General features: G+C 67.0%; 18 protein-coding genes and 2 pseudogenes. 11 read left to right on the top strand and 9 right to left on the bottom strand.

Annotated features, from left to right (window positions below; genetic code table 11):
• Positions 1-3: 3 nt before the first annotated feature.
• Genes ID810_RS04515 through ID810_RS04500 form a run of 4 tightly spaced genes read left to right on the top strand, consistent with a single transcriptional unit; the run spans position 4 to position 2490 of the window.
• The gene (locus tag ID810_RS04515; RefSeq protein ID WP_166855455.1) at positions 4-1173 is read left to right on the top strand and encodes a Gfo/Idh/MocA family protein; all 1170 of its coding nucleotides are present in this window, start codon (positions 4-6) and stop codon (positions 1171-1173) included.
• Positions 1170-1316: a hypothetical protein gene (locus tag ID810_RS04510; RefSeq protein WP_166855458.1), complete on the top strand. Its 147-nt coding sequence runs from the start codon at positions 1170-1172 to the stop codon at positions 1314-1316. The genes ID810_RS04515 and ID810_RS04510 overlap by 4 nt, the downstream gene beginning before the upstream one ends.
• Positions 1313-2338 carry a DMT family transporter gene (locus ID810_RS04505; RefSeq protein ID WP_166855460.1) on the top strand — a complete coding sequence of 342 codons (1026 nt, stop codon included), beginning with the start codon at positions 1313-1315 and terminating at the stop codon, positions 2336-2338. Before ID810_RS04510 ends, ID810_RS04505 begins: the two co-directional genes overlap by 4 nt.
• Complete coding sequence (locus ID810_RS04500) at positions 2335-2490, top strand: hypothetical protein (protein ID WP_166855462.1); 156 nt, start codon at positions 2335-2337, stop codon at positions 2488-2490. The genes ID810_RS04505 and ID810_RS04500 overlap by 4 nt, the downstream gene beginning before the upstream one ends.
• Here the strand turns inward: ID810_RS04500 and ID810_RS04495 are convergent.
• A pseudogene (locus tag ID810_RS04495) lies at positions 2479-2706 on the bottom strand (transposase); the annotation flags it as partial. The gene ID810_RS04500 and the pseudogene ID810_RS04495 overlap by 12 nt on opposite strands.
• Positions 2707-3102: 396 nt before the next feature.
• On the opposite strand from ID810_RS04495, the gene ID810_RS04490 reads away from it, so the two are divergent.
• Genes ID810_RS04490 through ID810_RS04485 form a run of 3 tightly spaced genes read left to right on the top strand, consistent with a single transcriptional unit; the run spans position 3103 to position 3983 of the window.
• Positions 3103-3492, top strand: coding sequence for an IS3 family transposase (locus tag ID810_RS04490; protein ID WP_166855463.1), 390 nt, complete (start codon positions 3103-3105; stop codon positions 3490-3492).
• Positions 3493-3516: 24 nt separating this feature from the next.
• Positions 3517-3837: a DDE-type integrase/transposase/recombinase gene (locus tag ID810_RS12800; protein ID WP_425321781.1), complete on the top strand. Its 321-nt coding sequence runs from the start codon at positions 3517-3519 to the stop codon at positions 3835-3837.
• Positions 3741-3983, top strand: a complete 243-nt coding sequence (locus tag ID810_RS04485; protein ID WP_279586932.1) for an integrase core domain-containing protein — start codon at positions 3741-3743, stop codon at positions 3981-3983. The genes ID810_RS12800 and ID810_RS04485 overlap by 97 nt, the downstream gene beginning before the upstream one ends.
• A gap of 148 nt (positions 3984-4131) precedes the next feature.
• Here ID810_RS04485 and ID810_RS04480 read toward each other — a convergent pair whose 3' ends face one another.
• The 4 genes and pseudogenes from ID810_RS04480 to ID810_RS04465 all read right to left on the bottom strand — a co-directional run bounded on the left by ID810_RS04480 (position 4132) and on the right by ID810_RS04465 (position 7224).
• Positions 4132-4563 carry a phosphotransferase family protein gene (locus tag ID810_RS04480; RefSeq protein ID WP_166855467.1) on the bottom strand — a complete coding sequence of 144 codons (432 nt, stop codon included), beginning with the start codon at positions 4561-4563 and terminating at the stop codon, positions 4132-4134.
• A 208-nt stretch (positions 4564-4771) separates the two neighbouring features.
• Entirely contained in the window at positions 4772-5347 is a 576-nt protein-coding gene (locus ID810_RS12795; RefSeq protein WP_196781521.1) for a dTDP-4-dehydrorhamnose 3,5-epimerase family protein, read from the bottom strand.
• A 227-nt stretch (positions 5348-5574) separates the two neighbouring features.
• A complete protein-coding gene (locus ID810_RS04470) occupies positions 5575-5742 on the bottom strand; it encodes a hypothetical protein (protein WP_166855388.1) in 168 nt (55 codons plus the stop codon).
• Between the two features lie 328 nt (positions 5743-6070).
• Positions 6071-7224: pseudogene (locus ID810_RS04465) on the bottom strand (IS256 family transposase).
• 1700 nt (positions 7225-8924) lie between these two features.
• Between ID810_RS04465 and ID810_RS04460 the strand changes: the two are divergent.
• From ID810_RS04460 to ID810_RS04450, 3 genes are all read left to right on the top strand, one after another.
• Complete coding sequence (locus ID810_RS04460) at positions 8925-10079, top strand: glycosyltransferase family 4 protein (RefSeq protein WP_166855471.1); 1155 nt, start codon at positions 8925-8927, stop codon at positions 10077-10079.
• Positions 10080-10091: 12 nt separating this feature from the next.
• The gene (locus ID810_RS04455) at positions 10092-11324 is read left to right on the top strand and encodes an MFS transporter (protein ID WP_166855474.1); all 1233 of its coding nucleotides are present in this window, start codon (positions 10092-10094) and stop codon (positions 11322-11324) included.
• Between the two features lie 286 nt (positions 11325-11610).
• On the top strand, positions 11611-12216 hold the full coding sequence (locus ID810_RS04450) for a hypothetical protein (RefSeq protein WP_166855476.1): 606 nt from the start codon (positions 11611-11613) through the stop codon (positions 12214-12216).
• A 45-nt stretch (positions 12217-12261) separates the two neighbouring features.
• Here the strand turns inward: ID810_RS04450 and ID810_RS04445 are convergent, their stop codons facing one another.
• Genes ID810_RS04445 through arc form a run of 4 tightly spaced genes read right to left on the bottom strand, consistent with a single transcriptional unit; the run spans position 12262 to position 17400 of the window.
• On the bottom strand, positions 12262-13818 hold the full coding sequence (locus tag ID810_RS04445) for a proteasome accessory factor PafA2 family protein (protein WP_166855478.1): 1557 nt from the start codon (positions 13816-13818) through the stop codon (positions 12262-12264).
• Positions 13815-14006: a ubiquitin-like protein Pup gene (locus ID810_RS04440; RefSeq protein WP_166855480.1), complete on the bottom strand. Its 192-nt coding sequence runs from the start codon at positions 14004-14006 to the stop codon at positions 13815-13817. Before ID810_RS04440 ends, ID810_RS04445 begins: the two co-directional genes overlap by 4 nt.
• Positions 14003-15766, bottom strand: coding sequence for a proteasome accessory factor PafA2 family protein (locus ID810_RS04435; RefSeq protein ID WP_243856528.1), 1764 nt, complete (start codon positions 15764-15766; stop codon positions 14003-14005). The genes ID810_RS04440 and ID810_RS04435 overlap by 4 nt, the downstream gene beginning before the upstream one ends.
• 5 nt (positions 15767-15771) lie before the next feature.
• The gene (arc, locus tag ID810_RS04430) at positions 15772-17400 is read right to left on the bottom strand and encodes a proteasome ATPase (protein ID WP_166855482.1); all 1629 of its coding nucleotides are present in this window, start codon (positions 17398-17400) and stop codon (positions 15772-15774) included.
• Positions 17401-17591: 191 nt separating this feature from the next.
• Between arc and valS the strand changes: the two genes are divergently transcribed.
• Positions 17592-20408 (top strand): valine--tRNA ligase, encoded by a 2817-nt coding sequence (valS, locus tag ID810_RS04425; protein ID WP_166855484.1) that lies wholly within the window; start codon positions 17592-17594, stop codon positions 20406-20408.
• The last annotated feature ends 77 nt before the right edge of the window (positions 20409-20485 follow it).

Genomic DNA, 20485 nt, shown 5'->3' with positions numbered 1-20485 from the left:
GACATGAAGGCAATGCCGACACCAATCCGACTCGCCGCCATTGGGGCTGGAATGCGCTTCAGCATTCTCCATGACGTCCTTGCCTCACTGCCGCAACACTTCACGCTCACTGTTGTTGCAGACTCGGACCCGTCTCTCCTCGCCGCTGCCACAGCCTCCAGCCCGCACCTCCAGACATTTACCGACTACACCGAGGCCGTGACGTCACCTGACGTCGACGCCGTTCTTGTGCTCACTCCTGACTGGACCCACGCCACCATTGCCATGGCGGCACTCGGTGCGGGAAAACACGTCTTCATTGAGAAGCCGATCGCGACGACCGTCGCTGACGCGGACCGCCTCATCACATACGCGTCACAATGCGGTAGGACCCTGTACGTTGGGCACAACATGCGGTTCATGCCGATCGTTGAGACCATCAAGACCGCCATCGATGACGGCCTCATTGGCCACCCTCAGGCATTCATGATCCGTCATTTCATCGGACGGGGAGGAGATTACTTCTTCAAGGACTGGCACTGTGAGTCCAGCAGGACTGGGGGCCTGCTCATCCACAAGGCCTCACACGACCTCGACGCCATGGCCTACATTCTCGGCACGACATACACGTCGGTCCAGGCCATCGGAGCAAATCGCGTCTACCAGTACGGCCACCTGCGTCAGCCCTCCGCATCAACGCCTGAGGTCAAGAATGACATCAGGAACTGGCCACCGCATAGCCAGACGAACCTCAACCCGGCAATGGACGTGGAGGACGTGTCATTCATCAACCTTGTGTGCGCCAACGGCATCATCGGATCATACAGCCAGTGCCACTTCACACCGGACTACTGGAGAAACTACTGCATCATCGGAGATGAAGGACGTCTGGAGAACTTCGGCGACACGAGCAACGGAGGCTCCGTCCGCATCTGGAACAAGAGAAGGCCCGGATACGACGCACAAGCCGATATTGAGATTCCCATCGGAATGGACCACGGAACGACGTCGGGGCACGACGGCTCAGACGAGCGAATCCTCGACGACTTCTATCAGACCATTCACGGCGGAACACCCCGCACCTCATCATCCGACGCACGTCAGGTGGTCGCTGTCGGGGAAGCCGCACGTCTCGACATCCTCGGCAACCGAAACCTGTCCGCCCTTGCTGACCGCCAAACGAGAATGTCATGACCTCGTTCGTCTTCCCCGGGATCGAGGTCAGTGTCATGGCGGGGGGCGTGTCGGCGATTTTCGACCTCTATCCGGGCGCCGACCTTCCGGTCATTGGCCCCGGAGGCCTGCACAGAGTCATCCCACCACCTGAGGCACCATGAACACGACGCTTGCACAGGATACTTCTCATGGCGCTCGCCGCCCGCGCCGGCTGCCCGGCGCCGCGACTGCGCGGCTGTGCCTTCTGGCAACCACGCTCGTCGTCCTCCAGTCGCTCACGTGGCTGGCTGTACGCGTAGCCCTGGACGGCACGAGCACGGCCATCGTATCCGCCGGCCGGGTGGGCTTCACGGTGGTGGCACTGGGGCTGTTGACCGTCAACCACCGCCGGACCGAGTCCCATGCCCACGACAGCCAGCAGCACACGGGCGCCCGTCCGCTGCGCCACTGGCAGGCAGCAGCGCTGTCGATCGCCGGGGTGAGCGGTTACACCGCCCTGTCCACCGTGGCTGTGCAGGTCAGCGGCACGCTCCTGCCCGCCCTCATCGTGTCCACCGGTCCCCTGTGGGTGCTCGTGCTGGTCAGCCTGCGCCGACGCAGCGCCCCGGGCCGGGCCAAGGCCCTGGGCACGCTCGTCGCCGTGGTCGGTGGCGCGTTCTTCCTGCTCGCCGGGTCCCAGGGGGTGCACGAGGTCGGCGCCAGCAGTGTCCTCGGCACCCTGCTGGCCGTGGGGGCGGTGCTCCTCATGAGCGTCTACACCGTGGCATTCGCCGCCCTCACCCGCGGCTATCAGGGGCCCATGGCCCCGGTCATCACCCCGATCTACGCCTGGGGCCTAGCTCCCCTAGCCGTGTGGGCGTTCACCGACCTGCTGCGCGGTGCCCGGCTCACGCCGACGACGCTCGCCGTGCTCGCCGCGCTCGGTCTGCTCGTCTACCTTCCCGTCTACCTCATCCAGCACCGCCTGTTGGCGGAGATAGGCGCCCACCCGGTGAGTCTGCTGGGCCTGGCAGTCAGTCCACTGGTCGCTGTCGAGACCGCAGGCCTGGGGCTGGGGTTATGGCCATCGTCGCTGCAGTGGCTCGCCATCGCCATCACCCTGGCGGGCACGGCCATCGTCATCGGCCCGCGCCGCCGCCCGAAGGAGTCCCCGTCCGAATCCCCGAAGGACGCCACCGCATGACCCGCCTGCGCACCGCCGTCATCGGTGCCGGACAGCGCTTCACTGAGGTTGTGTCCGCAGCCGCCGATGCCGGGCGCCTCGAGATCGTCGCCGTCGTCGACCCCGCCTCCACAGCAACCCACCAATCTGGCACTTCCGGTTTAAGGGTGTAGTAGTTGTTGTCTGAAGCCGCCAGCGTGGATGAGGCTGCGGATGGTGTAGTTGGTCAGGTTGCGGAAGCCCAGGGCGGTGCCGCGTAGGTGCTCCAGGCGGCCGTTGACAGCCTCGGTGGGACCGTTGGAGGTGCCGGGGTGCTCGAAGTAGGCCAGGATGTCGTTACCGCGTTCGGTCAGGGTCTTGCCCAGGGACTTCAGCTCTTCGAGTGAGGTGAGTGTTATTTCTCGGACACCGGATCATTTTCATCACCGCACGATAGAATGAATAAAATGAGCAGATGTCGAGAACCAGGTACTCCGAGGAGCTCGACGGGGCAGGTCGCCCGAGAGGTGGCCCGTGAAGGAGCGGACGATCGCCTCGGTGGCGGCGTCCTATGGCCTGGTTGCCTAGACAGTTGGGAACTGGTACGTCAAAGTTCCACACCACCGACGAGGACCGGAAGGCGGCGGCGGAGTCGGAGGAGCTCGCCAGGCTGAGAGCCGAGAACCGCGAGCTGCGTCAGGAGAACGAGTTCCTCAAAAGCAGCCGCCTTCTTCGCGAAGGAGCCCCGGTGAGCCAGCGCTACGAGCCCCACCAACCGCGAGGAAGGCAGGTACCCCATCTCGTCCATGTGCCGCTGGGCCGGGGTCTCGAAGTCGGGCTACTACGCCTGGCGCGACAGGCCCGACTCTTCCACCATGCTCAGGAGAAAGGAGCTCGCGGTCATGGTCAAGGACGTCTTCGAGTCCTCTCACGGCACCTACGGCTACCGTCGTATGGCCGCCGCCCTGGCCCGCCAGAAGGTGGCCGTCGACCCCTCGACGGTCAGGTCCGTGATGCATGAGCTGGGCCTGGTTGCCGCCCAACCACAGGCAAAGGTCCGCACCACCGCGCCTGCACAGGACCTTGACGAGCGCCCGGACCTGGTGCGCCGGGACCCCGCCGCCCCGGACCCGGGTCTCAAGTGGGTCGGGGACATCACCTGTACCCGTACCCGGGCGGGCCTCGTGACGCGCTGAACGTGGCAGCCTGCCCCAGGGAGCCTGTACCCGTACCCGGGCGGGCCTCGTGCTTCCTGGCGACCGTGCTGCACCAAGAAGGTCGTCGGGTACGCAATAGCCGATCACATGCGCACCTCTGTGGTGTGCGACGCGATCGACGTGGCGGCGCGGAACTGCTCGCCTAATGCAGGACAGACGATATTCCACTCCGACAGGGGAAGCCAGTACGCCTCCCAGAAGTTCCTCATCACCTCAAGGCGTACGGGATACGTCCTTCTGTGGGGCGCACGGGGGTGTGCTGGGACAATACGTGGGCCCAGTCGTTCAACGCCACGCCGAAGAACGAGCGAGTGTATCAGATGATCTATCCCGCACGAGACAAGGCGATCAATGATATTGCGTCGTGGATCGAGCTGACATACAATCACACACGTCTTCGCTCGGCCCTGGGGTACCGCACCCCTAACGAGGTCAAGCAAGAGCATCTGAGCTACACCAAGGCAGTCTGAAGCACAAAACAAGCAGTGCCCGAAAAACACCCAACAGTCCACATTATCAGGAGACAGTACTGAAGGCTTCCAGTCAAGAACTGATAGGTAGGCTCTCAAAAAATCTCTAGTTGCCTCCAAATTCCTGGTAAGATCCACTTTCGAACAACTAAATAAATAATTCAGAAACAACGTATGCCAAGTCATAAACAGGGCGGCAAATTCCGAAGTGTTCGAAATCTATCATTATCACCCGGTCTGGACCTACAAGGATATTACGAGTGTTCAAATCACCATGAACGGTTGTTCCAGTGCTATCGTTTAGCAATTCCTTCTTAAGCGAGCCTGCAAGCGAGTCGCTCTTGAAAGCACGAGACCCCATATATTGCAAATTGATTTTATATGGGAGTATTGGATTACGTAAAGTAGCATTTGAAATGTGCTGACAATCAAACTCATGGAGACGGGCAACAAATTCGCCAGGACTACGCCAATCGAACGCCGCCGTATCCTCGCTACGCAATAAATCTTGCAGCATCTGAGCGTCCTTGAAAAATTCATATACGAAAAAGGACTTACCTACTTCGAAAATACGGGGCACACAAACAGGCTCGACGCATATCCTCGCCGCGTGTCTCTGGCCTACGACAGAGAAAAAGTCAACTCCTCACGCGACACATCCAATGCTGGATAGTTGTATTGATCACAGCCGAGAGAAGAGAAGGTCTTTCGAATCGCAGTCCGTTCATCGGCATTAACTAATTCTAATTGGTGACCCCATACGCCTTTCGGTAACGTCGTCGGGCGCACTATAGAGCCACTTTCTTGCTCAACTCTGAGTGGAGGTCCTGGAAGGTTGGTGCGGCGGCATCCTTCTCGGAAATCTGAGTACGGTTGAGAGGGTCGACGGGAATCGGCCACGGAATCCCCAAGGATTCGTCCAGGGGTGTCAACGCTCTCCCGGGCATTCCTGGTTTCCACTCGTCATCAAACATGTATAGATACTCTGCACCCTCTTGACTCACAACTTGGAACCCGTTGCAGACGCCGCGTGGGACGAAAACCTGCACTCCAGGGACTATCGATCGATAGAAAACATTGCCAAAGGTAGGGCTTTGCTCTCGAACGTCCACGTATACGCCGAACACCTCGCCTTGCGCAACCGTAATGAGTTTGCACATGTTCTCGGCGTGGAGGCCTCGAACAGCCCCATAGACAGTTCGAGTCAAATTAACCTGAGCCCACGACGATACGCCGATACCGATATCGCGGTAAGCCGAGGCTCGGTATAGTTCACGTATTTCACCTCGTCCCTCGTGGACACGTTTGACGTGCAACACGGCTAACCCGTCGATGGGTGTCGGGGTGACTTGCAGGGGATTCACTGTAGGCTCCACGAGTGCGTTATGATACAGGATGGGCAATTTGCCCAGCCCCGATCTTTCATCGTCTGGTTGAGTGGGGCTGGGGTTGCGTCGTTGCCGGTGTGGTGGGGCTGATTGTGCCGGTTGGGGGTGACGGTCTGCCGCGTCTCGGGTCGCGGTTGTCGGGCCCTTCCGGGGGCCGGGAGGTCTTTCTCAGGTGAGGGACGGGAGGGGTGGGGGCTGGGCGGCTATGGGGCGGGAAGTGCCTGGAGGTGCCTGAGCCCGGCGAGGAGGCGGTCGGTCCAGGGGTGGTCGGCCTTGTAGCGCAAGATGGTGCGGCGGGCGTGGCGGGCGATGACGGCGGGGACGCATTGGATCGTCCCGGGTGTGGTGTGGTGGGTCTGGTTCCAGGTCAAGGATGATGACCGTGCCTGTACCAAGGGAAGGCAGTTCCCGCAGGAGCACGGGGGTGCGTGCTGTCCGGTTGTGCCTGGACGCCCTGGAGGACCCTGAGCGGGCCAGGGGCGGTTTCAACAGGATCGGTGACCAGCACTGGTGTCAACCGTCTGTGACCTTGCGCGGCTGGGTCCGTCGGGCCCGGGCCTGGCGCCGGAGGCCGGCCCGGGACGGGCGAGCGCGTTCGCCGACCCGGTGGCCGTCAGCCGCGGGCTGAGACGGGCCAACGCGATCTTGAGGACCGCGTCGGCTTGGAGCCTGTCAAGTTCTCTGTGTAAACGGGGTTGTTCAGAGGTAGGGGGCGACTCGTTCGGGGTAGGCGGCGGTGAGCTGGGACAGGGCCTGCTTCCAGTCGGTGGTGACCTGGCCCTGTACGAGTCTGCCCTTGGCCCTGCGCTTGTCGGCGCGTAGCCCGGCCTCCTTGTCGCGCTCGCGCGCCCGCTTGTCCTCGATGTCGCAGATCGCCAGCCACAGCAGCTTGACCACGGCGGCGTCACTGGGGAAACTGCCGCGGTTCTTGGATACCTTGCGCAGCTGGTAGTTGAGTGACTCGATACTGTTGGTGGTGTAGATGACTCGTCGCAGCATCGGCCCGAAGGCCAGGAACGGGGTGAACCGGTCCCAGGCCCGCTCCCAGGTCGCCTCGACGGCCTCGGGCAGTCCTACCAGGCCGTCGCAGCACACGATCAGCACGTCCGCCACTCCCCGGTTGGCCAACTCGGCGCACACGTGCGCCCAGAAGGAGGAGCCTTCCTCGACCTGCACCCAGATGCCCAGGGCTCGTGCAAGACCGCCCTCCATGTCCACGCCCACGGCGATGTGGGCCGAGCGGGAGGTGACCCTGTGGTCGGCGCGGACCTTGACGCGGATCGCGCCCGTGGTAGATGACAGGGTAGAACTCCTCCAGCGGGCGGCGCTGCCACCCACTGGACCGCCTCGCACACCGCGTCGGTGACCTTGGAGATCGTCCCGCTCGACAGCTCCACGCCCAGGGTGGAGACCAGGTGGTGCTGGATGTCGCGCACCGTCATCCCGCCTGCGCACCTGGCTGATGATCATCGCGTCCAGCCCGTCCATGCGCCGCTGGCCCGTACGCACCAGCCGCGGCGTGAAGCTGCCGGCCCGGTCACGAGGGACCTCGATCACCGCATCGAGCCGACCTCGGAGCTGATCGTCTTGGCCGTGGTGCCGTTACGGGCGTTACCACGAGCCTGGCCGGCGTGCTCGCCCTTCTCATAGCCCAGGTGGTCGGTCAACTCGGCCTGCAGGCCCCGCTCCAAGGCCTCCTTGAGCAGCGCCGGCAGCAGCCCGTCAGAGCCTGTCAGGGCCACCTGGCCAGAGTCTATCCGCTCAAGCAGGCCGTCCAGCTCACCCGAGGCACGCAGCTCCTCGACCACATCGCGCCCACCAGCGGGACCAGTCTTGTCATCAGTCACAGTCATCAGTGTCAGTCCTTCCAGAAGGGCTTACACGGAACATTGAACACACCCTCGGCTTGTCCACCGCGGCGGGTGCCCGTACCGCCCGTGGCGCTGATCTGCCAGGTGCGTCGAGGCCCACAACCAGGAGCACCAGGGCCGGCCGTCTCTGCCGGGACGCGGACCGGGCCCTGGGCCTTGATGACCGCCGCCGTCCACCTGACCTGCGCAGCGCGCAGCCGTGGGCCAAGCCAGGTCACTCAAGCGACGCGGCCCCGGGGTCGACAGGGGTCACCTCCCTGGGGCAGAAGCCGTACCAGCCAGGTCTGTCGGCTCACCGCAAGGACCTGGCAGCCCTGTGAACGCCCGGTCCCCGGGCAGCCACGGGCGGCCCGGTGCCATGGCCGGTGCAGCGCACGCCGTGCTCTCGCTCTGACGGGTACCGGGCCGGGGCGCCCTGTTCCGCACCACCAGGCCCGCGGTGTGCTCACGAGTCCCCCAAGGGGACCTGCTCGCGCCGCGACCTTGACCGCATGACGCCCCAACCAGCGGTGGGTGGTCGACGTCCGCCACCATCCGGACCTGGTCGGGGTTGGGCCACCGCGGCGTTCGTCACAGGGGCCTGCACCTCCCGAAAGATCGTCGGCTGGGCCACCAGCAGCCGCACGCGGCACCGCGTTTCGTGCCGGTCGCGCTGGAGCAGGCCATCTGGCAGCGTAAGGACCGCGAGGGCCGGTGGCTGAAAGGACTGGTGCACCACCCACGGCCACGACTCCAAGTCACCTGCTGGCTCCGCTACCCGGAAGCGTCTGGTGGACCAGGGGGCACCGGTGGCCTGCCCCGGGGCTGTGGGCTCCCCCTGGGACAACGCGGCCGCCCAGGCCCTCAAGCAAGCCCCATCGAGCGAGGGCTCGTCCGCGTCGCGCTCGTGGCGCGGACGCGACAACCCCGAGGCCGCAACCGCCTCATGGGGCCACTGGCACCAACCACACCACACCCGCCCCCACCGGGCCAACACCCACGAGACCTGCCCCACCCAGGCCGAGACCGCCTACCATCAGAACCTCGCTACAGCACCCGCCGCAGCGTGAGCACACACCCTCCACAAAACCCGGGACGATCCACACGCACCAGCCGACTCGCGACGGTCCCCACCGCCACACCCTCGGCCCCACACCGTCTACAGAACGGGTCCTCCTCAGCCACCCTTATGCGGCACTCCACCAGCGCACCACCGCCATCCACCACACGCATGCCGGGCACGGTCGTCCCCAGGGCGTCCAAGGCCAAGAAACCAGCAAGATCAGGGGCTATGAAGGTAGTGTTAGTCATGTCGAGATCTCTGTGATCAGGTTGGTCTTAGCAGCTACCAATCATCGGGGACCTCAACCCACACCCACCACCCCACACGCCCTCACCCGCCCCAGAAGCTACTCCACCACCAGACCCCCAAACCGAAAAAGCCACCAATCTGATACGGCTAGATCGTTTCTCCATCAATTCAAGACCGATTTCGAAAGGCCAGGTTCACCAAAACATCAAGAGGAGACCTTGCGCATTAACAGACTAAGGTCGGCGGTCTTTCACCATATTCAAGAAGTCGCAGACCAAAACAACGCGAACAAAACGCCGCGATACATCCCCCACACATATTTAGTTATATCACTAGAGGCCATTTTAGAATCCGACACGCCCGTACTTTAGCCTGATTTTGGAGTCCGATCATGAAAGTTCTACACGTCACACCCGACTATCCTCCTGACCTCATCGGAGGAATCGGCATGCACGTCGATCGGCTCCATCAATCTCTTATCCGTGCCGGCGTGGACTCACGCGTTGTGAGCACATGGCCGACGGACCGCGCAGGCCAGACCGTGCGCGTTGCCCCGGTTTTCGGCCCCACTCACGAATGCGGCGACAAACCGCTGGCCAATATGTTATTTGAGCTTCAGAAAGCGGCGGGCGTCGCCGTTGTCGAACTCGGCGGATTCGTTCCGGACGTCATCCACGCACACGACTATCGCGCTATCATTGGCGCACAAGCACTGGCTTATCGACACAACGCTCGATTGGTCATCACGAAGCACTCGATGCATCCGTTGATCAAGAACCCGAACCCCGCTGATCTGCGCCGCGCTCTTTTCTATCAGTATGTCGATGAACTTCAGCGCGCCGGCTTCTCAAATGCCGATGCAGTGATCTTGGTTTCTAACGAGATGCGAAACAGTGTCGACTCGTACAAAAGCGAGTTGAGCGACAACACCAAACTGCACGTGATTCCAAATGGCGTCGATATTCCCGATCGCGACAACTACGGCCCCAGAATACCTGGACGAATTGTGTTCGTCGGTCGCCTGGATCGCGCAAAGGGCGCAGACCTCCTTGTTGAGGCCCTGCACGTGCTTGACGATAGCACTGCGTCGGCAATCGAGGTGCATTTTTTCGGTCGCGGCAGCCTTGCGGAGTCGCTGGAGAAACGCGCCCGCCAGCTGGACACCCACGCCCGAGTCGAGTTCCATGGATTCGTACCACCGGAACATATATCTGAAATACTCAGCACCGCCGAGTTCTGCGTTGTCCCGAGCCGGTATGACGCGTACCCTCTTGTCACGCTGGAGGCAATGGCGGCAGCCACACCGCTCATTGCCTCGAACACCGGCGGTATTCCTGCGCAGCTCGGCGCCGGAGAGCGCGGCCTACTTGTTGACTGTGAAGACGCCCAAAGTCTGGCGGAAGGTATATCGTACGCAATCTCCCATCGTTCCGACATGAATGCTCGCGCCATGGCGGCACGGCAGTGGGTCGCCCGTAACTGTTCGTGGCACGAGATTGCCAATCAGACGGTCTCATTGTACCGATCGATCACGCTCGATCGATGAGGGAATGATCTTGTGGGTACCATTAAGGAATTTCGCCACCTGGGGCACGGAGGACGGTACCTCGTCGGCGACTTTATGTTCGGGATGTCAAACGTCGTCTACAAGTGGATGTGTCCGGTCGTCCTGGTCAGCGGAGGCGCCTCTGCCGCGACAGTCAGCCTACTGGCGATAGTACTGTTCTGCGCATCGCTGCTCGGCGCGCTCACGGGTGGCGCCGTTCGGCGATTCTCCACCCTGCGCTCGAGGGTAGCGATCACATACGTTGGGAGCGTATGCTGCATAGCAGCTACGGGAATCGCGTTGTACCAGACGCCGAGTTCAATCGCGGTCATTACTCTCATATTCGCCTCCGGATTCCAGGCTATCGCATACTCTTTTTACGTTCCGGTTAGGCGCTCGCTTCCGTTCGCTCTCTACACGGGAGAGACCCGCACCGCTGCGCTTCAGTTGTTTCAGCTCTCCTACTACATCAGCATACTCTCGGGGCCGGCGCTGGGTTCGTTGCTCTGGGTTTCTACTGATATGCGCGCAGTCCATGCCTTCACGCTTATCCTCGGCATTGTAGGTGGCGGTCTTCTGGTTTGGCTCGCCGGATCGTTCGGCTCATTGCCGAAGGACATGTTTGCGAGCGAAAGGAGTCCCCTTATCGGTTCGCTGCGCATTATCACTTCGCGTCGAAGCACTCGTTCTGCGCTTGCACTGGATGCTCTCACCTCTATCTTCGTGACATCACCCTTGATGCTCGTCTGGTTCGCAAACTCGCTGGGCGCCCCTGAATGGTCGGGAGCGCTTCAATCCGCAGTCGGTCTCGGAGGCGCAATCACATTGACTCTTCCACTCAACGGCATCGTCTCCGGCGCCACCTCGCGGGGACTGACTTTCGTTTCCATCCTGTCATGTTTGTACATCACGCTCGGCTACCTCACCCTACATCATCCGTTCGGCAGCCACGCGAGCTTCGGCGTATCGCTTGTGCTTTGCGCGATTTGCGGGGCGGTTTCTTCATTGTTCATCTTATGGCGCACACTCGTCGTTCAGGAGGATTTGGACGGCGGTACACGCACTGCGGCGGCCTCGATCGAGCATCTCGTGACCACATCGGGTCCGAAGCTCGGTGACGTCAGGTTGACATTGTTTCTCACGCACGCTCCCGCGAGCATCGCGTTGATTGCGGGGCCGATGATCGCACTCGCAGTGTGTTCTATCGGCGCGCTACTTACGTTGCGGTCCGACCGCAACGACTGACCGCTGCCGTTTAACGGACGATCGTCACGCCAGCGGGCACGGCCGCCGCTGCCTCCTCGGGCCGGCTGCTGTACCCCGGGCACGACATGCGTTTCATGCCCATGGTTCAGCTCATGCGCCAGGTCGTGCAGGACGGTCTCATCGGCACACCCCGCTCCTGCTGGGTGCGCCACTTCGTGGGTCGCGGCGGTGACAACTGTTTCCGCAACTGGCACACGCCAAGTCGGCGCGCTCAGGAGGACTGCTCGTCCACAAGGCCTGACACGGCCTCGACGCCATAAGCCATGTGCTGGGCACGAGCATCCAGGCGGTGCAGGCCATCGGCACTAACGCCGTCTACCACTCCTGCGTCCCCCAGCCCGAGGACGCACCCGTGCCCGAGGTCGTCAACGACGTCGCGCACTGGCCGCCGTCGGCGCTGACGGACGTCAACCCGGCGATGGACGTCGAGGATCTGTCCCTGGTCAACCTCGTGTGCGCGAACGGGATGCTCGGCGCCTACCAGCAGTGTTGCTTCACCCCGGACTACTGGCGCTCCTACACGGTCATCGGTGACGCGGGCCGGATGGAGAACGTCGGGGACTCGGCCGGCGCAGGTGAGGTCCTCGTGTGGAACCGGCGCCGCCACGGCTTCGACGCCGTGCCTGACCTGCACATCATCCCCCTCACGGACGCCCCCTCCGCGGGGACGAGAGCGCCCGTATGCGAGGGCCGACCGGGTGCGCACGACGCCGCCATGCTCGCCGACTTCGCCGCCGCGGTCCTCGACGGCGCAGCGCCGCGCACGAGCGCACGCACGGCCCGTGACGTCGTGGCCGCCGGGGTCCTGGCGCGCCGCTCGATCCACGGCGGTGGCGGCCTGCTGCCGGTGCCCGCGCCCGCCGGGGCCTGAGGACCCCGGCCGCGGCCGGTCGACCCGGCCGGGGCGGCACGGGGCTCAGCCCGGGGCCCCCAGGCCGCCGCGCCCCACGAGGTTGATGCGGCGCATCTGCTCGAGGCGCAGGCCGCGCACCCGCCGTGTGAGCGACTCGGCGGCCTTGTTGACCGTCTCCAGGGGATCGGGCAGGTCGAGGGGCGCGGTGGCCGGCGAGTCCAGGCGCAGGCTCTCCCAGGTCACCGAGAAGTCGGCGCCCACCTCCAGGCAGGCCTCCACGAAGGCGCCGCGCAGGGCGGCGCGCGTGGCCGGGGGCGTGCGGCGGGCGTCCTCGACCTCCTGGGGCTCGCACAGGCGCGTCATGGCCCCCTGGGCGGTCAGGCGCGGGCTCAGCCCGGTCTCGGCGTTGAGGTCGTGGTAGGCCAGGTCGACCCGCGAGCGCAGGGTCTCCAGCGCCTGGCCGCACAGCTGGGGGTGGCGCTCGCGCTGGGCGCGCATGAGACGCCGCTTGACGGCCCAGTCGATCTCGGTGTCGATGGCGCTGGCATCACGGTGGCGCAGCGCGGAGACGACGCGGGGGGCCAGGTCCTCCACCAGGTGCTCGGCGCCGCGCAGGAACTCGGGAACCCCGGCCTCGTGCAGGTAGTCGCTCATCCGCTCCAGGAAGGCCTCTTGGACGTCGACGGCGCTCAGGCGCCTCCCGTCGCCGGTGACAGCGAGGACGTCGCCCCAGGCGCTGTCCCCCAGCGCGGACAGAGTGGCCAACGGGTCGACCAAGACGAGGTCGGTGAAGTCCCAGCCGGCCTCGAGGGCGTCCAGGAGCAGGAGGGTGAGGGCGCTGCGCAGGCCGGTGGCGGGCTCGGCCATGGTGGTGTCGGCACAGGTGACGTGCAGGCGGCGCAGGCGGGCGGGGTCGGCGTGAGGCTCGTCGCGGGTGTTGATGAGGGCGCGCTCGCCGGTGGTGTCGGCGGAGGTGAGGGACCTCAGGTGCGGCGCGCGCGGCGACAGGCCCCAGCAGGCATCCTCGTCCTGCGGTCCCTGGGCCTCCGGGATGCTGCCTGCGGCACCGGGCCGCAGCGGTCTGCCGGAGCCGACCAGCACGGGGCGGGTGGCCAGGAAGGAGGTGAGGACCGCCATCGTGGCCTCAGAGCGCCCGGAACCGCCCCCCTCGGTCCCGTTCCCGTCACCGATGAGGTGGCGGGGCACGGAGTAGCTCTCGTGGCAGCCGTAGGTGTGGCCAGCCGAATCGGTGTTGTTGGCCAGCAGGTGGAAGCGGGCTCGGATCCCCCTGCGGGCCAGGCCCGCGGCGGCCTGCTGCGCCATAGAGACCAGGATCGCGCGCCCGGCCTGGTCCTGGGCAACGAGGTCGCGCACGCGCAGGCACTCGGCGGTGGCGTACTCGGGGTGGGAGCCGATGTCGAGGTAGAGGCGCCCTCCGTTGGGCAGGAACAGGTTGGTGCTGCGGTAGCCGACCGGGCGGTGGCGGAAGATGAGCGCGGCCGCCTGCTCGATGCCCGGCAGGTCGGTGCTCGCGGGCTCCGCCGGCCCGGCGGGAGCGCACAGGACACCGAACTCGGTCTCCAGGCCGGTGACACGCGGCCCCGGGACACTGGCGCTCACTGGCCGCCCTTCTGCACGAAGCCTCGCACGAACTCCTGCGCGTCCACGGCCAGGACGTCGTCGATCATGTCGAGGACCGAGTCCAGTCCCTGGCCGCGGGCGGGCCCGGCCGGCGGGGGCGTGGGGTCCTCGTCGGGAGCCGGGGGGTCGTCCTGACGGCTGCGGGACGGCTGGGCGAACTCACTCATGTCTGCTCTCCTGACGGGGTGGCGGTACGGGTCGCGCCTGCGGGGGGCGGTGCCAGGCGGTCGAGGGACTCGCCCGTGAGCCGGTTGAGGACCTCGACGACGTCGGCGGCGCCCTCAACAGCCGGTGACGCGGCGGTGCGGGTGAAGGACAGGGGGTCGGTCAGGGGCAGGCGGCGCTGGTCCTTCTCACCGGTCTCCAGCACCATGGAGTGCCAGCCGGCAGCGACGACCTGCCCGGGAAAGGCGCCTACGAGCCTACCGCGCAGCCAGGCCCGGGTGGTGGCGGGTGGCTCACCCAGGGCGGCCTCCAGCAGGTGGTCGTCGAGCCCGCCCCGGGCGGCAGCGCCGGCGGGCACCCGCTCGGCCAGGCCCCGCCCGGCCGGAGAGAGCTCGGACCACGCCAGGTCGACGGCGTGCAGGACGTCGCCCGCCCCGGGGTGGCGGCGTGCGGTGGCGTCCAGGAGACGCTGCTTGGCGACCCACTCCAGGTGCCCGGCGGGAGCGTCCGGGTCCGCCGGGTCGCCGTCGTGGGCGCGCAGCGCCTCAAGCTCGCGCAGCGAGGCCTGCCAGAAGGCGAGGACCGCGCCGGTCTCGACCCCGTCGGCATCGGCGCCGTCGGCCAGGGCGGCGAGGTTCGGGCCCAGGGGATCGCCCGCCGGTGCCGGTGCGGGGCGTCCACGGTCCCCCAGGTGGCTGCGCACCGTGTCGAGGTAGTGCTCGAGGATCTCCAGGGCGCTCAGGCGTCGCCCGTCGGCGAGCTCGAGCGCACCGTGCAGGCGGGTGTCGCGGGAGACCTCGCGGGCCTGGGCCACGGGGTCGGCCAGGCGCAGGCGGCGCCAGGCCTCGGGGACGCCGTCGGCCAGGACCTGGAGCACGAGGGAGGTCATGCCGAGCTTGAGCCAGGTCATCGTGTCGAAGCTGCTGGCGTCCCCGGCCACCAGGTGCAGGCGCCGCCAGCGCTCGGGGTCGGCGTGGGGCTCGTCGCGGGTGTTGACCAGGGGGCGGTCCACCGTGGTCCCCAGGCCCACGACCTTCTCCAGGTAGTCGGCCCTCTGGCTGATCTGGAAGGTCGTGTCCGTCGAGACGGCGCCGGTGCCCACCCGGCCGGAGCCCACGAGCAGGGGGCGCACGACGAGCAGGGGCACGAGGGCCTGGGTGAGGTCGTCGAAGTCGATCGCACGGGGCACGAGGTAGTTCTCGTGGGTGCCGTAGGTGGCGCCCTTGCCGTCGACGTTGTTCTTGAACAGGCGGGCCGGCACGCCGCGACGGCGCAGCAGCTCGGCCCCGCGGGCGACGAGGAGGTCCCCGGCCCGGTCGGCCAGGGTGGCCTGGGCGGCCCCGGTGCACTCGGGGGTGGCGTACTCGGGGTGCCCGTGGTCGACGTACAGGCGCCCACCGCTGGCAGGGCAGGTGGCCGTGCCGCGCTGCCAGGCCTCCTCCTGGGCGGTCAGGCGCGCGACGACGGTGGTGCGCAGGCGCCCGGGGACGGGGCCTTCCACGGAAGCGCCCCCGGGAACGTCGGTGAGCATGGAAGGGTCGACCGCCGCGCGGTCCACCTCGAAGCCGCGGGCGTCGCGCAGGGGGTACTCACCCGAGTAGTCCCAGCGCACGCCCGGGCAGCGCCCCTGCTCGGTCTCGGCCTCCAGACAGGCCGCCACGACGTCCTCGGGCTCGGCACCGAGGATGCCGTACTCGGTCTCCATGCCCATGACCGTGACCTCGCGGCCGACGGCCCGCGGCGGGCTGGTGGGCGCGGCCATCTCCCTCACTCCTCCCGGTCGCGCTGGAGCACGCTCATGGACACCACCGGGGTGCCGCGCCGCCCGCTCACGCGCGCCCAGTCGTCGGGGTGGACGGTGGCGGGCAGGCCCTCGTTCTCCACGATCTCGTCGATGACGGCGCAGCGCAGGTGCTCCTGCGTCAGGCCGCGCCTGCCGCTGGTGACCAGGTCCTTGACCGCCGCCTTCTTGGCCCGGTCGACGATGTTGGCGAGCATGGCGCCGCTGACGAGGTCGGCGACGTGCAGGACCTCGACCTGCCCGTCGGCGTGGGTGAGCTCCACCATCTCGGTGGCGCGTCGGCGGGTGTAGAGGGTCGCGACCACCTGCTCGATGAGGGCGTCGACCGCGCCCTGCGCGCCGCCGCGGGCATCCAGGAGCTCCTCGCTGATCGGCAGGTCGGGCGTGAGGTAGGTCGCCAGGATCTCGGCCGCCCCGTTCCGGTCCGGCCGACCGATGCGGATCTTGACGTCGAGGCGCCCCGGTCGCAGGATCGCCGGGTCGATCATGTCCTCGCGGTTGGTGGCGCCGATGACGACGACGTTGTCGAGCTCGTCGACGCCGTCGATCTCGGCGAGCATCTGGGGGACGACGGTGGTCTCCACGTCCGAGGAGCGCCCGGAGCCGCGGGTGCGGAACAGGGAGTCCATCTCGTCGAAGAAGATGACGACGGGCACCCCGGTGGCGGCCTTCTCCCGGGCGCGGGCGAAGATGACGCGGATGCGCCGCTCGGTCTCTCCCACGTACTTGTCCAGCAACTGGGGGCCCTTGATGTTGAGGAAGTAGGCCTCACCGCGCCCCCCGGCGCTGAGGGAGGCGGCCACGGCCTTGGCGATGAGGGTCTTGCCACAGCCGGGCGGTCCGTAGAGCAGGACGCCGCGCGGCGGGGTGAGCCGGTGCTCGCGGTAGAGGTCAGGGTGCAGGAAGGGCAGCTCGACGGCGTCGCGGATGAGCTCGATCTGCTCGCCCAGTCCCCCGATGTCGCCGTAGCCGACGTCGGGGACCTCCTCCAGGACGAGCTCCTCGACCTCGGAGCGCACGACGGGACGCAGCGCCATGCGCACGGCCAGGTCGGCCACGAGCGCGTCGCCCACCCGCGGGCGGTGGTCGGTCAGGGTCGCCGAGAGGGTGAGGACCTGCTCCTCGTCGTGGCGGGCCAAGACCAGGACGGTGCCGTCGTCGTAGGTCTCCTTGACGGTGACGACCTCGCCGAAGCGCGGTGAGGGGCAGGTGGTGGTGATGACGAGGTGCTCGTTGAGGACGACATCGTCGCCCGGGTGCAGGGAGGAGGCCACGACGGCGGGGCCCACACCCACCCGGTGGCGCCGTCCGGCGATGGAGACGTCGGCGGTGCGCTCGGTGGCGTCGACGGCCAGGACGGTGGCGTGGGCCAGAGGCGGCAGCTGGAGAGCCTTGACGTCCTCGTGGAGGGCCGCCAGCTCCTGGCGGGCCGCCCTCAGGGCGTTGGCCAGGGAGGCGTTCTTGCGGTTGAGCACGCCGGCCTGCTCGGTGAGCTCGCGCAGCCGGTCCCTCACGTCCGTGTCAGCGTTGCTGACGGTGCTGATGGTCTGCACCCCACTCGCTGGCTCCCTGTGTCCCACCGGCTGCTCCTCCATGCGCATCCTCCTTGACTGCTGCCCAGCACCGGTCCGGGTCCTCCCCGACCCTGAGTAGTACAATCGTACCAATCGTTGGGCGTTTCGTAACCCCGAATCGGGTTCTCGTCATCAACAACCCTGCCGCGCTCTGCCGACCTCACACCGGGGCGCGTCGAGGGCTCCGGCCGCGCCGTGACAGAATCGGCTCCATGTCTGAGACCCCCATGAGCCACGCCGCTGCCCCCTCATCCTCCGGCCGCCTGCTGCCCTCCGAGCTCCACAGCCCCCGCGTGCCCGCGAAGGTCAGCACCGACGGCCTGGAGGCCACCTGGGGTGAGCGCTGGGAGCAGCAGGGCACCTACGCCTTCGACCGCTCCGCCGAGCGCGCGGACGTCTACTCCATCGACACGCCTCCGCCGACGGTCTCCGGCTCCCTGCACGTGGGCCACGTGTTCTCCTACACGCACACCGACACCGTCGCCCGCTACCAGCGCATGCGCGGCAAGTCCGTCTTCTACCCGATGGGCTGGGACGACAACGGCCTGCCCACCGAGCGCCGCGTGCAGAACTACTTCGGCGTGCGCTGCGACCCGACGCTGCCCTACGACCCGGACTTCGAGCCCCCGCACACCGGCGGCGAGGGCAGGTCCATCAAGGCCGCGGACCAGGTGCCGGTCTCGCGACGCAACTTCGTCGAGCTGTGCGAGCGCCTCACCGTCGAGGACGAGGCCCAGTTCGAGGCCCTGTGGCGCCAGCTGGGCCTGAGCGTCGACTGGAGGCAGAACTACCAGACCATCGGCCCGCGCGCCCGCAAGGTCGCCCAGGCCGCCTTCCTGCGCAACCTCGCGCGTGGCGAGGCCTACCAGGCCGCCGCCCCGGGCCTGTGGGACGTCACCTTCCAGACGGCCGTCGCCCAGGCCGAGCTGGAGTCGCGCGAGTACCCCGGCCACTACCACCGCCTGGCCTTCCACGTCGTCGACGCCGAGGCGGCCGCCTCCGCGAAGGCCGCCGGCGCCCCCGTCGAGCAGGGACCCGAGGGCAGCGCCGACATCTGCATCGAGACCACGCGCCCCGAGCTCCTGCCCGCCTGCGTCGCCCTGGTCGCCCACCCCGACGACGAGCGCTTCCAGCCGCTGTTCGGCCAGATGGTCGCCTCCCCCGTCTTCGGTGTCGAGGTGCCCGTGCTGGCGCACCCGGCGGCGGAGAAGGACAAGGGCGCGGGCATCGCCATGTGCTGCACCTTCGGCGACACCACCGACATCGACTGGTGGCGCGACCTGGGCCTGCCGCTGCGCGCGATCCTGCGCAAGGACGGCCGCCTGGAGGCCGAGACCCCCGAGTGGATCACCGACGAGGCCGGTCGCGCCATGTACGCCCAGATGGCCGGCAAGACGACCTTCTCCGCCCGCGCCGCCCTCGTCGAGCGCCTGGCAGCCACCGGTGAGATGCGCGGCGAGCCCACCAAGACGGTGCGTCAGACGAACTTCTTCGAGAAGGGCGACAAGCCCCTGGAGATCGTCACCTCCCGCCAGTGGTACATCCGCAACGGCGGCAAGGAGTGGGTCAACCCGGCCTCCGGCACAGACCTTCGCGCCGAGCTGCTCGAGCGCGGCCGCGCCCTCACGTGGCACCCGGACTTCATGCGCGTGCGCTACGAGAACTGGGTCACGGGCCTGAACAACGACTGGCTCGTCTCGCGCCAGCGCTTCTTCGGCGTGCCCTTCCCCCTGTGGTACAAGCTCGACGACGAGGGCCGGCCCCTGTACGACGAGATCATCGTCCCCGACGAGGCCGCCCTGCCCGTGGACCCCTCCTCCGACCCGGCCCCCGGCTACAGCGAGGACCAGCGCGGCGTGCCCGGCGGCTTCGTCGGCGAGCTCGACATCATGGACACCTGGGCGACCTCCTCCCTGTCGCCCCAGCTCGTCTCCGGCTGGCTCGACGACGAGGACCTCTTCAACCGCGTCTACCCCATGGACCTGCGCCCCCAGGGCCAGGACATCATCCGCACCTGGCTCTTCTCCTCCGTCGTGCGCGCCGACCTGGAGTTCGGCGCCCTGCCGTGGAGGCACGCAGGCATCTCCGGGTGGATCCTCGACAAGGACCACAAGAAGATGAGCAAGTCCAAGGGCAACGTCGTCACCCCCAAGGGCCTGCTGGACACCTACGGCTCCGACGCCGTGCGCTACTGGGCGGCCTCCGCCCGCCTGGGCCTGGACCCCGCCTTCGAGGAGACGCAGATCAAGATCGGCCGACGCCTGGCCATCAAGGTGCTCAACGCCTCGAAGTTCGCCCTGTCGATGGGCGTGCCGTGGGACGCGGACGAGGCCGCCCTGGCGGCGGTCCCGGCCCCGAGCCTGGACGGCTCCCAGGTGACCGAGGCCATCGACCGGGCCCTGCTGGCCGCCCTGGCGAACGTGGTGGACACGGCGACGGCCGCCTTCGACGGCTACGAGCACGCCCGCGCCCTGGAGGCCACGGAGTCGCTGTTCTGGACCTTCTGCGACGACTACATCGAGCTCGTCAAGGAGCGCGCCAACGACCAGGGCGCCGCCCACGAGCCGACGGCGGTGCGCTCGGCGCGCACGACCCTGGCGATCGCCGTCGACACCTTCGTGCGCCTGCTGGCCCCCTTCCTGCCCTTCGTCACCGAGGAGGTGTGGTCCTGGTACCGCACCGGCTCCGTGCACCGCTCCACCTGGCCGACCGCCGCACCCCTGCGCGAGGCCGCCGGCAACGCCCCGGCCGCGCTCGTGGGCCACGCGGGCCTGGCGCTGGCCGCGCTGCGCAAGGTCAAGTCCGAGGCGAAGGTGAGCCAGAAGACGCCGATCGAGTCCGTCACCCTGGCGGTCGCCCCGGACCTGGCGGCGGCGGTCGAGGCCGTGCGTGCGGACCTGGTTGAGGCCGCGAAGGTCACCGGTCCGCTCACACTGACCACGGCCACCCCGGCCGACGGCGAGGCGGCCCCCGCCGTCGTCGTCACGGCCCACGTCCTGGGCGAGCCGCCGGCCAAGCCTGCGAAGTGAGCCGCCACCTCCTTGTGGCGCCCCGTGGATTCCTCCAAGAGTGGGGGGCTTTCCTCGGTGTGCCCCGTGCGCGACCC

The organism is Actinomyces respiraculi (assembly GCF_014595995.2).
In the GTDB taxonomy this organism is placed as follows: domain Bacteria; phylum Actinomycetota; class Actinomycetes; order Actinomycetales; family Actinomycetaceae; genus Actinomyces; species Actinomyces respiraculi.
Note: the sequence above shows the minus strand (reverse complement) of the source record. Positions and strands in the feature narration are given on the sequence as shown.

Bases quoted from the DNA above. Each gene is read 5' to 3' on its own strand.
- ID810_RS04510 (WP_166855458.1), top strand. From the start codon at position 1,170: ATGACCTCGTTCGTCTTCCCCGGGATCGAGGTCAGTGTCATGGCGGGG.
- ID810_RS04460 (WP_166855471.1), top strand. From the start codon at position 8,925: ATGAAAGTTCTACACGTCACACCCGACTATCCTCCTGACCTCATCGGA.
- ID810_RS04435 (WP_243856528.1), bottom strand. From the start codon at position 15,766: ATGGCCGCGCCCACCAGCCCGCCGCGGGCCGTCGGCCGCGAGGTCACG.
- ID810_RS04440 (WP_166855480.1), bottom strand. From the start codon at position 14,006: ATGAGTGAGTTCGCCCAGCCGTCCCGCAGCCGTCAGGACGACCCCCCG.
- ID810_RS04490 (WP_166855463.1), top strand. From the start codon at position 3,103: ATGTGCCGCTGGGCCGGGGTCTCGAAGTCGGGCTACTACGCCTGGCGC.
- ID810_RS04515 (WP_166855455.1), top strand. From the start codon at position 4: ATGAAGGCAATGCCGACACCAATCCGACTCGCCGCCATTGGGGCTGGA.
- ID810_RS04505 (WP_166855460.1), top strand. From the start codon at position 1,313: ATGAACACGACGCTTGCACAGGATACTTCTCATGGCGCTCGCCGCCCG.
- ID810_RS04500 (WP_166855462.1), top strand. From the start codon at position 2,335: ATGACCCGCCTGCGCACCGCCGTCATCGGTGCCGGACAGCGCTTCACT.
- arc (WP_166855482.1), bottom strand. From the start codon at position 17,400: ATGGAGGAGCAGCCGGTGGGACACAGGGAGCCAGCGAGTGGGGTGCAG.
- valS (WP_166855484.1), top strand. From the start codon at position 17,592: ATGTCTGAGACCCCCATGAGCCACGCCGCTGCCCCCTCATCCTCCGGC.